Raw genomic sequence first — 12230 nt, 5'->3', positions numbered from 1 at the left:
CAAATTCCTTACTCAAGGAATTTGCCAAAACTTTTGAGGAAAAGTTTTGCGCGCAACAGACAAAGGGCCGCTCATGCTCTCCTTCGACACTCTTAAGGACCAGGTTGCCGATGGCACCGTTGACACCGTTCTGGTCTGCCTTGTGGACATGCAGGGCCGCCTGATGGGCAAGCGCTTCCATGCCAAGCATTTCGTGAATGGCGCCTGGGAGGAAACCCATTGCTGCAACTACCTGCTGGCCACCGACCTGGCGATGGCGACGCCGGACGGCTATGCCTCGACCAGCTGGGAGAGCGGTTATGGCGACTATGTGATGAAGCCGGATCTGTCCACGCTGCGCCCGGTGCCGTGGCTTGAGGGCACTGTGATGGTGCTGTGCGATGTGCTGGATCATCATACCCACGAGGAGGTCTCCCACTCCCCCCGCGCGATCCTGAAGAAACAGGTGAACCGCCTTAAGGCGATGGGTTATGAGGCGATGTGCGCCACCGAGCTGGAGTTCTTCCTGTTCGAGCAGAGCTTTGACGAGATCCGCAAATCGGGCTTCCGCGATCTGGCGCCGATTTCGGGGTACAACGAGGATTACAGCATCCTGCAGACCACCCGCGAGGAACACGTGATGCGCCCGGTCCGCAATCACCTGTGGGATGCGGGCCTGCCGATTGAGAACTCCAAGGGCGAGGCGGAGACCGGCCAGGAGGAGCTGAACATCAAATACGCCGCGGCGATGGACACGGCGGAGTACCACACCATCGCCAAGCACGCGGTGAAGGAAATCGCCGAGCAGCAGGGCCACGCGGTGACCTTCCTGCCGAAGTGGAGCCACGACAAGGTCGGCTCCTCCTCCCATGTGCATCAGTCGCTGTGGCAGGACGGCAAGCCCGCGTTCTTTGACGAGAGCGACGAGCTGGGCATGTCGCCCCTGATGAAGAACTACATGGCCGGACTGCTGAAATACGCGCCCGACTACACCGCTTTCATGGCGCCCTATATCAACAGCTACAAGCGCTTTATGAAGGGCACCTTTGCGCCCACGCGGATCATCTGGTCGGTGGACAACCGTACCGCGGGCTACCGCCTGTGCGGCGACGGGACCAAGGCGATCCGGGTGGAGTGCCGCATTCCGGGCTCCGACATGAACCCCTATCTGGCGATGGCGGGCATGCTGGCGTCCGGTATTGCCGGCATTGAGGAAGGCCTGGAGCTTCAAGCCCCCGCCAAGGGTGATGTGTACCAAGGCGACTCTGGCATGATCCCGGGCACGCTGCGCGATGCGGCAGCGGCGCTGAAAGGTTCGGAGATGCTGCGCAAGGCGATGGGCGATGACGTGGTGGACCACTACGCGCGCGCCGCGGAAGTGGAGATCGAGGATTTCGACCGGGTGGTCACCGATTACGAGATCGCCCGCGGGTTCGAGCGGGCGTGATCCGGAAGCGCCGGGGGCCTGCCCCCGGACCCCCGGAGTATTTTTTGGAAAGATGAAGAGGGCTTTGCCCTTTCCTGAATGGAGTGAATGGCGATGGGCCAGACCCTGAAGTGTATCTCGCCGGTCGACGGATCGGTCTTTGCAGAGCGCGAAGTGCTGTCGCGCGAGGACGCCTTTGCAGCAGCGGAACGCGCGCGGGCGGCACAGCCAGCCTGGGCGGCACGGCCGTTGCAGGAGCGCATTGATCTGGTAATGGCGGGCGTGGCCGCTGTTGGCGCGATGAATGACGAGATTGTGCCGGAGCTGGCCCATATGATGGGCCGCCCGGTGCGCTATGGCGGTGAATTCGGCGGCTTTAATGAGCGCGCCAGCCACATGGCGAAGATCGCGGAGGAGTCGCTGGCGGATATCGAAGTGGGCGACGACGCCACGTTCAAGCGTTACATCAAGCGCATTCCGCACGGTGTGGTCTTTGTCGTGGCGCCCTGGAACTACCCCTATATGACCGCGGTCAACACCGTCGCGCCTGCGCTGATTGCCGGCAACACCGTGGTGCTGAAGCATGCAACCCAGACGCTTCTGGTTGGCGAACGCATGGCGCAAGCCTTCCATTCCGCGGGCGTGCCCGAGGACGTGTTCCAGAATGTCTTCCTGGATCACGATACCACCTCGGAACTGATCGCAAACCGCGCATTCGACTTCGTCAACTTCACCGGCTCGGTTGGCGGCGGCCAGGCGATGGAGCGCGCCGCAGCGGGCACCTTCACCGGCGTCGGCACCGAACTGGGCGGCAAGGATCCTGGTTATGTGATGGAAGACGCCGATCTGGACGCGGCGGTGGACACGCTGGTCGACGGCGCCATGTTCAACTCCGGCCAGTGCTGCTGCGGGATCGAGCGGATTTACGTGCATGAGAGCCTCTATGACGCCTTCCTGGAGAAGGCCGTTGCCATCGTGAAGGGCTACAAGCTGGGCAATCCGCTGGATGCGGAGACCACCATCGGGCCGATGGCCAATGTGCGCTTTGCCAATGAAGTGCGCGGCCAGATTGCCGAGGCGGTTGAGGCCGGTGCAGTGGCCCATATCGGCACCTTTGCCGAGGATGACGGCGGTGCCTATCTGACGCCGCAGATTCTGACAAATGTCACCCACGATATGCGGGTGATGCGCGAGGAAAGCTTTGGCCCAGTCGTTGGCATCATGAAGGTGTCCTCCGACGAGGAGGCCATCGCTCTGATGAACGACAGCGACTTCGGCCTCACCGCCTCGCTCTGGACCGCTGACGTGGAGCGGGCGCAAGCCGTGGGCGATCAAATCGAAACCGGCACCGTCTTCATGAACCGCGCCGACTACTTGGATCCGGGCCTGTGCTGGACCGGCTGCAAGGACACCGGGCGCGGCGGCGGCCTGTCGGTCATCGGTTATCACAATCTGACCCGTCCGAAGTCTTTTCACCTGAAGAAGGTGACCGGCTAAGGGCGGCCCCGCCCGCCCCGGCGTCTCCTCCCCGGGGCGGGCCACTTGCATCAAAGGAAAACGAAATGTCTCTCGTTGGAAACTGGTCCTACCCGACCGCAATCAAATTCGGCGCTGGCCGGATCAAGGAACTGGCCGATGCTTGTGCGGCAGCCGACATCAAGAAACCGCTGCTGGTCACCGACAAGGGGCTGGCCGATCTGCCGGTCACGCAGGGCACGCTCGATATTATGGAAGCCGCCGGTCTGGGCCGCGGGATTTTCTCCGAGGTCGACCCGAACCCGAATGAGAAGAACCTGGACGCCGGTGTTGCCGCTTATAAGGCGGGCGGCCATGACGGGGTGATCGCCTTCGGTGGCGGCTCCGGCCTGGACCTGGGCAAGATGGTCGCCTTCATGGCGGGCCAGACCCGGCCTGTGTGGGACTTCGAGGACATCGGCGACTGGTGGACCCGCGCCGATGCCGACGCCATCGCGCCGATCATCGCCGTGCCAACCACCGCAGGCACCGGCTCAGAAGTGGGCCGCGCCTCGGTGATCACCGACTCTGTCACCCATCAAAAGAAAATCATCTTCCACCCCAAAGTGCTGCCCGCAGTGGTGATCTGCGATCCCGAGCTGACCGTCGGCATGCCCAAGTTCATCACCGCGGGCACCGGGCTGGATGCATTTGCCCATTGCGTCGAAGCGTTCTCCTCCCCCCATTACCACCCGATGTCCCAAGGTATCGCGCTGGAAGGCATGCGTTTGGTCAAAGACTACCTGCCGCGTGCCTATGCTGATGGCACCGATATCGAAGCCCGTGCGCAGATGATGTCGGCAGCCGCAATGGGCGCCACCGCCTTCCAGAAGGGCCTTGGCGCAATCCACGCCATGAGCCACCCGATCGGCGCCCATTTCAACACGCATCACGGCACCACCAACGCGGTCTGCATGCCCAGTGTTCTGGAGTTCAACGCCTCCGCGATTGCAGACCGGTTCAACATGGCAGCGGCGTATCTGGGCATCGAGGGCGGTTTTGACGGTTTCCGCAGCTTTGTACAGGAGCTGAACGACTCGCTGGGCATCCCGCGCGGGCTGTCGGACCTGGGTGTGACCGAGGGTGCGATCCCCGAGCTGGTCAAGGGCGCGATCATCGACCCGTCCTGCGGCGGCAACCCGATTGAGCTGACCGAGGACAACCTCGCCCAGCTGTTCAAGGCTGCAATGTAAGAAAACGCCTTTTGCCAGGCTTCAGCGCTCCCCGCCACGCGGGGAGCGCTTTGTCATTCCGGCACAATGTCAGCCGCTCACATAGACCTTGTCCTTGGGATAATAGAAGATCTTCTGGTTGTGCAGCCGGCCCAAAAGCTCATGAACACGGCGCAGTGTGTCTTCCTCACTGCTGCCCGCCGCGGGAAGCGCCTCTGACAACGTGTCCCGGGTGGTCTGCAGGGCAGTTTCGATCAGCTCCATATCCGCGACGGACAGTTCGAACATGTCGTTGTACTGGGGCATCGGGGCTCCTTCTCCGGTTGGCTTGACTGAACGGGCTGACTACAGGCTGCCTCAAGGCGCGCCGCAAAGCCATCGAAAAGCGCCGCAAATGCAGCCACCCTGCCCTTTCGGCGCGAACTGCCCCCGGTTTCAGCGGCGCTCAGACTGTCAGAGCGTCTCACCCAGGCTGATCGCCGGGCACAGCTGGTCAAACACCAGCCCCTCCGTGCCGCCAGCCTCGCGCGACTGCAGGATGATGCCGGCCGCACGTTCACCGATTTCGCGGCGGCAGGCGTCCGTCGTGGCCAGTTGCTGCGGCAGGCCCTGCAGGATCTGCAGGTTGTTGAAACCGGCAAGCGCAATGTCCCCCGGCACTGTCAGCCCGGCGGCCAGGCAATGCATCAGACCGCCGACGCTCATCACGTCGCTGGAGAAATAGAGGCAGTCGAGCTCCGGACTGCGCGCCAGCATCTGGGCGGTCATCTGGCGGCCGGTCTGGATCGAGCTCTCGCCGGAATAATGCTCCAGGTCGGCAAGGGTCACACCTTCTGCCGCGAGCCCGTCGGTGAAGCCGTCGAAGCGTTTACGGGCGCGGAAGTCCTGCGGCATCTTGGTGCCGATGAAACCGATCCGGCGGTAGCCGCGGGCCAGGATCTGCGCCGCCATGTCGCGCCCGGCCTGCAGGTGGGAAATGCCGACGCAGTGGCGCACCGGGTCGCCGTCCACATCCATCACCTCGACCACCGGGCAATCGGCCTGCTGCAGCATCCGCCGGGTGGCTTCGGTATGCTCCAGCCCCGCCACGATCAGTCCCGACGGCCGCCAGCTCAGCATTTCGCGGATGACGCTTTCCTCTTCCTCCAGATCATAGCCGGAGACCCCCACCACCGGTTTCAGCGGGCTGTCCTTCAGTATCGCGGAAACGCCCGACAATACTTCAGGAAACACAAAGCTGTTGAGCGAGGGCACCACCACCGCCACCAGATTAACCGATTGCGAGGACAGCGAGCCGGCGATGCGGTTCGGCACATAGCCATGGGTGCGTGCGATTTCCTCAATCTTCGCCTTGGTCTTAGCGGACACATCAGGCGCGCCGCGCAGCGCGCGGGAGGCGGTCATCTCACTGACTCCGGCGAGCCGGGCCACGTCTTTCAGGAGCAGTTTCTTCGTCATGGCTCCATGCTCCTGCAGATCGCAGGCCGCTGCAAGGGCAGCTCACTGGTAACAGGGGTTGATTTTGGGAACCGTTATCGCTATCGGTACCGAAACCGTTACCGCTACCGGCGCTTGCCCGGTGCAACAGCCGGAGATCAGAGATGACACTGAAGATTGCAATCAACGGATTCGGGCGTATTGGCCGCGGGGTGCTGCGGGCGCTGCTGGAAAGCGGTGCAGAAGATATCGAGGTGGTGGCCATCAACGACCTGTCGCCGCCGGAAACCCTGGTGCACCTGCTGAAATACGACAGTGTGCACGGGCGCCTGAAAACGCCGGTTTTCCTGGCCGATGACCTGATCCGCGTCGGCCGTCACAGCATCCGGCTGAGCGCCATCCGCAACCCCGAAGAGCTGCCCTGGCAGGACGTGGACATCGCCTATGAATGCACCGGCCTGTTCACTGCAAGGGACCAGGCGGCGCGGCTTCTGAAGAACGGATCCAAGCGGGTGCTGATCTCGGCGCCGGGCAAGGACGCCGACCGCACGGTGGTATACGGCGTCAACCACATGGACCTGACGGCAGACGACGTCATCGTCTCCAATGCCTCCTGCACCACCAACTGCCTGGCGCCGCTGGCAAAGGTGCTGGACGAGGCCTTTGGCATCAAAACCGGCTACATGACCACGATCCACGCCTATACCGGCGACCAGCCGACCCATGACACCAGCCACAAGGATCTGTACCGGGCCCGCGCCGCTGCGCTGTCGATGATCCCCACCTCTACCGGCGCCGCGCGGGCGATCTCTGAGGTGCTGCCGCATCTGAAGGGCCGGCTGGAAGGGTCCGCCATCCGGGTGCCCACGGCCAATGTCTCTGTGGTGGACCTGAGCTTTGTGCCGGAACGCCCTGCCACCGTTGAGGCGGTCAATGCTACGGTGAAGGCGGCTGCCGGGAACGGGCTGGAGGGCATCCTGTCATATGAAGAAGACCCGCTGGTCTCGGTCGACTTCAATCACGATCCGCATTCAAGCTGCTTTGCCGCCGCGCAGACCGCAGTCACCGCCGAAGGACTGGTGCGTGTGGTCAGCTGGTATGACAACGAATGGGGGTTCTCAAACCGCATGGTGGACACCGGCCGCCGCATCGGCGCGGTTATGAACTCCTCCGGGGTTGCATTGGCCAGCTGACGGGGTTCTCCCGCCCGTCGTCCGGCCCCCAAGGGGCCTCCTCCCGTTGGGCCCGGCGCCGCGCTAACGCGCGGCGCTGTTGCATTTTGGTGCGGGCTCTCTTTGTCTCTTGTGGGCGGTGTGCTGCGCAGAAGCTGTCTCATGGATGCGTCAAAACAAACTCCTGGCAGAGCGCGGCTGGTATGACGCGTTGAATTGCGCCACAACGGGCGCAAGGCATGAACAGCTACAGGAGACCGGCGTGACCGTCACCCGCGAAACCGTCCTCGAGGCGCTCAGAACCATCACCGATCCCGTCAGCGGCAGCGATCTCGTCAGCGCGGGTGTCGCCCGAGCGGTCACCGTTGAAGGCAGCACCGTCCGCTTTGTGCTGGAGATCGATCCCGGCAAGTCAGAGGCCTATGGCCCGGTACGGGACCAGGCCGATGCGGCTGTGGCGGCGCTGCCGGGGGTGGAGAAAGTCTCCGCCATGCTGACCGCCCATTCCGAGAAAGCACCGCCGGATCTGAAACCGAAGAAAGCCGCCCAGCCGCAGCAGCAAGCGCCGCAGAAGGTGCCGGGTGTGGCACGGATCCTGGCTGTTGCCTCGGGTAAGGGCGGCGTCGGCAAGTCCACCGTTTCGGCCAATCTCGCCTGTGCGCTGGCAATGCAGGGTCGCAAGGTGGGATTGCTTGATGCGGATGTTTACGGCCCCTCTCAGCCAAGGATGCTTGGGGTCAGCGGGCGGCCCGCCAGCCCCGACGGCAAAACTATCCTGCCCCTGCGTAACCACGGCGTAACCATGATGTCGATGGGGCTGATGACTGGCGAGGACCAGGCGGTGATCTGGCGCGGGCCGATGCTGATGGGGGCGCTGCAGCAGATGCTCTTGCAGGTGCAATGGGGCGAGCTGGACGTGCTGGTCGTCGATCTGCCGCCGGGCACCGGCGATGTGCAGATGACACTGGCGCAGAAGACCCGCGTGGACGGTGCCATCGTTGTTTCCACTCCGCAGGACGTGGCGCTGATCGACGCCCGCAAGGGCATCGACATGTTCCGCAAGATGAACGTGCCGGTGCTTGGCATGATCGAGAACATGTCCACGCACATTTGCTCCAGCTGCGGGCATGAGGAGCATGTCTTTGGCCACGGCGGCGTGGCGCAGGAAGCGAAAAAGCTGGGCGTGCCGCTGCTGGCCGAAGTGCCGCTGCATCTGGACGTGCGACTGGCGGGAGACAACGGCACGCCAATCGTGGCCGCGCAGCCCGAGAGCGCCCAGGCCAAGGTCTTCCTCGACATCGCCACCCAGCTGGTCGACGCAGGCGCCGCGTAACCCTGCCGACCCCCGATCCAGGGCCGCGAGGCGGCGGTGCGCGGCACCTTTCACCTTTGCGGCGGGATTGCAGGCCAAACAACCGCGAAGGCGTGTCAGTGGCATACTTGCACCTGACACGCTTCTCAGCAGGGATAGCCGGATACGAAGTTCTCCGGGCGATCATTTGAGGTTCGAACAGGTGCAGCCCTTCAGCGCCGCACAGCGGCGCCACGCCCAACTGTGACGGGCATTCTTTGAATGCGCGGGAACAGGCGGGAGCCCCCCACCCGCCGGATCAGGTATATTTCTCCAGGAATTCCTCCGCCCGCAGGTTCCGGAAGTCCGGCAGCGCCGCGCGCAGGGCCTCTTGGTTCCAGTCCCACCAGGCAAGGTCCATCATCTGCTCGGCCACCGCTTCAGGATAACGGCGGCGGATCACCCTGGCCGTGTTGCCGCCGACGATCGTGTAGGGCGCCACATCCTTGGTCACAATCGCCCCCGACGCCACAACCGCGCCAGCGCCGACAGTCACCTCAGGCTTGATCATCGCGCCGTGGCCGATCCAGGTGTCATGGCCGATCCGGGCCAGGCGGCTGGCGCGTCGGGCGAACCAATCCCCGTCGTCCTCCGCATCATCCCAGTAGCTTGCCGACCGGTAGAGGAAATGATGCAGCGACGCTTTCTCCATCGGGTGGTCGGTGGCACCGATCCGCACACAGCTGGCGACATTAGCGAACTTGCCGATCTCTGCGTTGGCGATGTCGCAGCTGCGGTCGCAATAGCTGTAATCCCCGAACACCGAATTTGCCACCCGGCTGCCGGCGCCGATTTCAACGTAGGCGCCAAAGGAGCTGCCGGTGATCTGGCATTCCGGGTGGATGAAGGGCATCTGCGCCTGCAAACGGGCCATGTCTTCTCTCCTTATTGATCGCGGCATACTGCTCAAGGCAGCAGGAAGGTCTTGCCCTTGCGCTCCTTGCGCGTGGCCTGGCCGCCCTCCCCCTTGATGAGGCGGCGCCGCAGCCAGCCGGAGAACCAGTCCATCAGCATCACCATCAAAATGATCAGGGTGATGTAATAGGCCACTTCCTCCCAGTCCTTCTGCGTGATGATCGCCTGGGTCAGCAAGAGACCGATACCGCCGCCGGTAATCGCGCCGATGATGGTCGCCGAACGCGTGTTGGATTCCAGGAAGTACAAGAGCTGGCTCAGCAGCACCGGCGTGATCTGAGGGATCACCCCGAAGCGGTAGCGCTGCACAGGCTTGGCACCGGTGGAGGCGACACCCTCGATCTGTTTCTGGTCGACGTTTTCCAGCGCCTCCGAGAAGATCTTGCCGAAGGTGCCGGTGTCCGTCACCAGGATCGCCAGCGCGCCGGTCAGCGGGCCGGGGCCAAAGGCGCGGGCCAGAACCACCGTCCAGATCAGCGAGTCGACGCCGCGGACAAAATCGAACAGGCGGCGCATGGTAAAGCGGATGCTGCGCAGGGGCATGAAGTTTCGGGTCGCGGCAAAGGCCAGCGGCAGCGCGACCAGCCCCGCGCCGATGGTGCCGAGGAAGGCCATCAGGAGGGTTTCAGCAATCGCCCACGCGACATCCTGATGGCGCCACATCTTGTTGGTCCAGAACTCCTGGAAGATCGCTCCCGCCTCGCCTGTGGCAGCACGCTGCAGCAGCTCCCCTGCCCCCATGCCGTAATAGGGGCTGTCGAGAGTGAAGAAGAACAGCTCCCACCCGGCGAAGTAGCGGAACACCTCGGCCCTGTTGCGGGTCACGGTCAGGCGGCCTGCTTCGGTGGTAACGGCCAGGCGGTTCTTGGAGACACTGATCCATTCCGGTACCGCCCCCGGCGGCAGCTCTGCCTGCACGCCCGCGCTGCGGGATGGTGTGGCCCGCACCGTTCCGTAGCCGGGGATTGCATATTCGATTGTTTCAGGGCCGAAGGCGACCGTATGACCGTCCTCCAGATCAATGACCGTGGTCTCGCCAAAGGCCACCCAATCCGGTGCGGTTCCTTCCGGATATCTCCCCTTGCGCTCGCCTTCGATCGCGACCGAAACCTCGCCGCTGCGGTTGTCGCGGGTGACATGGGTCTTGTAGCTGTAGCTGTCGCTGATCAGGGTCTTGGCGTTGTCCAGGCTGGCACGCTCCCACAGGCCCGGCATGTCAAAGGCAACAAACACATAGGCCAGATAGGCCAGCACCGCGGCAGGCAGGGCGAAACTCATCAGCCGCTTCTTCAGGAACAGCCGCGTGATGTCCGGCTTCAGGCCTGCCGGCGTCAGGGTGGTGTCAAAAGTGGTCATGCCTTCGCTCCATGGGTCAGGCGGTCACGCAGCAGGCCGGACAGCTGGTCAACGGCCACGATAGTGACAAAAAGGAGAAGGAAGATCGCGGCGGCCTCGTCGTAGCGCCCCTGGCCCCAGGACATGGCATTCTTGAGTTCATAGCCAATGCCGCCCGCGCCGACAAAGCCGAGGATGGCAGAAGCGCGGATGTTGATCTCAAACCGCAAGAGCGCGTAGCTGACGTAGTTCGGACCCACCTGCGGGATCACCCCCAGCGTCATCCGTTGCGCCCAGGTGGCACCAACCGACGTGAGGCCCTCAACCGGTTTCAGCGAGGCGTTTTCATTCACTTCGGAAAACAGCTTGCCCAGCGCGCCGGCAGTATGAATGGCGATGGCAATCATCGCAGGCACCGGCCCGCCGCCCAGCACAAAGATCAGCACCAGCGCGATGACAATTTCCGGGATCGCCCGGCAGATGTCGCTGATACGCCGGAACAGCGGGATCAGCGCAGGCCAAGGCGACATGCCACGGGTTGCCAGCAGCGACAGCAGGGTGCCGAACACGGTCCCCACCAGGGTTGAGGCGGCGGCAATGTTCAGCGTTTCCACCAGTGCAGGGAAAAAATGCACCAGATGCCCGGGCAGCTGCACGGCCTTCTCCGTTGCCTCCGCCAGAACTTCGGTCGGGTAGTCGAAAATGCGTGTGAACCCGTCGGCAAAAGAACCTGCATTGCGGCTGTCTGCAGTGCGGAACCCCGCTGCCATCAGCGCCACAAAAACCGCGAGAAGAATGCCGCCATACAATCTCTTGCGCTGAGTATGGGCGGTGTATTGCTGCCGGATATCCTCGATGCCCGGCCGGGCGGCTGTCAAATCTGCCATTTAGGGATCCTGGTCTTCAATGGATGGCCAATCCAGCGGCCATCAAGGAAATTGCGGGGCCCGGGCAAGCCGGAACCCCGCAGAGCGCGGACTAAAATTACTGGGACTTCAGCTTGCGGGCCTCGATAATCACCTCATACGCATCATGGGTGATCGGGTCGAAACTCTTGGCCTCGCCTGCCGCCACGCCGTAGAAGCAGTCGCGGTCGATTTCGCTGAGGTTGTCCATCAGCGCGGTCATCTTGGCTTTGACGTCCGCCGGCAGGGCCTTGCGCAAAACCACCGGACCTTCCGGGATCGGGGCGGATTTCCAGATTTCCACCATGTCGTTCATATCGACCAGGCCAGCGTCAACCGCACGGCGCAGCGCGCCCGACTGGTAGCCGTCTTCCCATTCGCCCAGGCCGTCGGCCCAGGTCACACCGCCGTCCACGTCGCCATTGGCAACCGCGACGATGGTCTGTTCATGGCCGCCGGTGAATTTCACTTCGCCAAAGTAGTCGCCGGAGTCCATGCTGGCATTGATCTTGTTCGGGATCTCGATCGACGGGATCAGGTAGCCGGAGGTGGAGTTCGGATCGCCGAAACCAAAGGTTTTGCCTTTCAGGTCTTCCAGAGAAGCGATGCCGCTGTCCTTGCGGGCAAAGCCGACCGAGTAATAGCCATAGCCGCCGTCGGTATTCACCTTGACCAGAACCGGCTCAACCGCTTCGGGATCGGACAGGTAGGTCTTGGCATAACCGGAGGCGCCCAGCCAGGCCATGTCGATGGTGCCGCCCAGCAGGCCCTGGATCACGCCGTTATAGTCGGCAGGGGCAAACAGCCTGGTTTCGACGCCGAGTTCTTTCTCGGTGTATTCACGCAGGCACTCGTTGTTGTTCAGGCGGTCCTGAGCGTTCTCGCCGCCCAGGATGCCGATGCGGAATTCCTTGATTTCCTCTGCCGCTACGGGGGCGGTCAGCGCGGTGGTTGCCAGTACGGCAGCAATCAGCTTTTTCATCTTTTGTCTCTCCGGTTGGTCTGTTCCCGGAGGAGCAGCCC

Annotated in this window: 11 protein-coding genes; 5 read left to right on the top strand and 6 right to left on the bottom strand. The window is 63.1% G+C overall.

Annotated features, from left to right (window positions below):
* Nucleotides 1-73: 73 nt before the first annotated feature.
* From AC5STI_RS18510 to AC5STI_RS18500, 3 genes are all read left to right on the top strand, one after another.
* Nucleotides 74-1426 carry a glutamine synthetase family protein gene (locus AC5STI_RS18510; protein ID WP_495447697.1) on the top strand — a complete coding sequence of 451 codons (1353 nt, stop codon included), beginning with the start codon at nucleotides 74-76 and terminating at the stop codon, nucleotides 1424-1426.
* A gap of 93 nt (nucleotides 1427-1519) precedes the next feature.
* Nucleotides 1520-2902, top strand: a complete 1383-nt coding sequence (locus AC5STI_RS18505; RefSeq protein WP_495447783.1) for an aldehyde dehydrogenase family protein — start codon at nucleotides 1520-1522, stop codon at nucleotides 2900-2902.
* A 65-nt stretch (nucleotides 2903-2967) separates the two neighbouring features.
* Nucleotides 2968-4113, top strand: a complete 1146-nt coding sequence (locus AC5STI_RS18500) for an iron-containing alcohol dehydrogenase (RefSeq protein WP_495447696.1) — start codon at nucleotides 2968-2970, stop codon at nucleotides 4111-4113.
* 69 nt (nucleotides 4114-4182) lie between these two features.
* Here AC5STI_RS18500 and AC5STI_RS18495 read toward each other — a convergent pair whose 3' ends face one another.
* Together AC5STI_RS18495 and AC5STI_RS18490 are read right to left on the bottom strand one after the other, a co-directional pair.
* A complete protein-coding gene (locus AC5STI_RS18495; protein ID WP_475050365.1) occupies nucleotides 4183-4398 on the bottom strand; it encodes a hypothetical protein in 216 nt (71 codons plus the stop codon).
* A 147-nt stretch (nucleotides 4399-4545) separates the two neighbouring features.
* Complete coding sequence (locus AC5STI_RS18490) at nucleotides 4546-5550, bottom strand: LacI family DNA-binding transcriptional regulator (RefSeq protein WP_495447695.1); 1005 nt, start codon at nucleotides 5548-5550, stop codon at nucleotides 4546-4548.
* A 143-nt stretch (nucleotides 5551-5693) separates the two neighbouring features.
* Between AC5STI_RS18490 and gap the strand changes: the two genes are divergently transcribed.
* Both gap and AC5STI_RS18480 read left to right on the top strand, forming a co-directional pair.
* Nucleotides 5694-6722: a type I glyceraldehyde-3-phosphate dehydrogenase gene (gene gap, locus AC5STI_RS18485; protein ID WP_495447694.1), complete on the top strand. Its 1029-nt coding sequence runs from the start codon at nucleotides 5694-5696 to the stop codon at nucleotides 6720-6722.
* 241 nt (nucleotides 6723-6963) lie between these two features.
* On the top strand, nucleotides 6964-8034 hold the full coding sequence (locus AC5STI_RS18480) for an Mrp/NBP35 family ATP-binding protein (protein ID WP_495447693.1): 1071 nt from the start codon (nucleotides 6964-6966) through the stop codon (nucleotides 8032-8034).
* Between the two features lie 277 nt (nucleotides 8035-8311).
* Here AC5STI_RS18480 and AC5STI_RS18475 read toward each other — a convergent pair whose 3' ends face one another.
* The 4 genes from AC5STI_RS18475 to phnD form a co-directional block, all read right to left on the bottom strand.
* A complete protein-coding gene (locus AC5STI_RS18475) occupies nucleotides 8312-8926 on the bottom strand; it encodes an LbetaH domain-containing protein (RefSeq protein WP_495447692.1) in 615 nt (204 codons plus the stop codon).
* A gap of 32 nt (nucleotides 8927-8958) precedes the next feature.
* Nucleotides 8959-10323 (bottom strand): phosphonate ABC transporter, permease protein PhnE, encoded by a 1365-nt coding sequence (gene phnE, locus AC5STI_RS18470; protein WP_495447691.1) that lies wholly within the window; start codon nucleotides 10321-10323, stop codon nucleotides 8959-8961.
* Complete coding sequence (gene phnE, locus AC5STI_RS18465; protein WP_495447690.1) at nucleotides 10320-11189, bottom strand: phosphonate ABC transporter, permease protein PhnE; 870 nt, start codon at nucleotides 11187-11189, stop codon at nucleotides 10320-10322. The genes phnE (AC5STI_RS18470) and phnE (AC5STI_RS18465) overlap by 4 nt, the downstream gene beginning before the upstream one ends.
* 97 nt (nucleotides 11190-11286) lie before the next feature.
* Entirely contained in the window at nucleotides 11287-12189 is a 903-nt protein-coding gene (gene phnD / locus AC5STI_RS18460) for a phosphonate ABC transporter substrate-binding protein (RefSeq protein ID WP_495447689.1), read from the bottom strand.
* Between the last annotated feature and the right edge of the window lie 41 nt (nucleotides 12190-12230).

The sequence above is a fragment of the Leisingera sp. CC-HEC096 genome (assembly GCF_059429235.1).
The sequence above is the reverse complement of the archived record's forward strand: the minus strand, read 5'-3'. Positions and strand labels throughout refer to the sequence as shown.

Bases quoted from the DNA above. Each gene is read 5' to 3' on its own strand.
- AC5STI_RS18510 (WP_495447697.1), top strand. From the start codon at position 74: ATGCTCTCCTTCGACACTCTTAAGGACCAGGTTGCCGATGGCACCGTT.
- phnE (WP_495447691.1), bottom strand. From the start codon at position 10,323: ATGACCACTTTTGACACCACCCTGACGCCGGCAGGCCTGAAGCCGGAC.
- AC5STI_RS18490 (WP_495447695.1), bottom strand. From the start codon at position 5,550: ATGACGAAGAAACTGCTCCTGAAAGACGTGGCCCGGCTCGCCGGAGTC.
- phnE (WP_495447690.1), bottom strand. From the start codon at position 11,189: ATGGCAGATTTGACAGCCGCCCGGCCGGGCATCGAGGATATCCGGCAG.
- phnD (WP_495447689.1), bottom strand. From the start codon at position 12,189: ATGAAAAAGCTGATTGCTGCCGTACTGGCAACCACCGCGCTGACCGCC.
- AC5STI_RS18495 (WP_475050365.1), bottom strand. From the start codon at position 4,398: ATGCCCCAGTACAACGACATGTTCGAACTGTCCGTCGCGGATATGGAG.
- AC5STI_RS18505 (WP_495447783.1), top strand. From the start codon at position 1,520: ATGGGCCAGACCCTGAAGTGTATCTCGCCGGTCGACGGATCGGTCTTT.
- gap (WP_495447694.1), top strand. From the start codon at position 5,694: ATGACACTGAAGATTGCAATCAACGGATTCGGGCGTATTGGCCGCGGG.
- AC5STI_RS18500 (WP_495447696.1), top strand. From the start codon at position 2,968: ATGTCTCTCGTTGGAAACTGGTCCTACCCGACCGCAATCAAATTCGGC.
- AC5STI_RS18475 (WP_495447692.1), bottom strand. From the start codon at position 8,926: ATGGCCCGTTTGCAGGCGCAGATGCCCTTCATCCACCCGGAATGCCAG.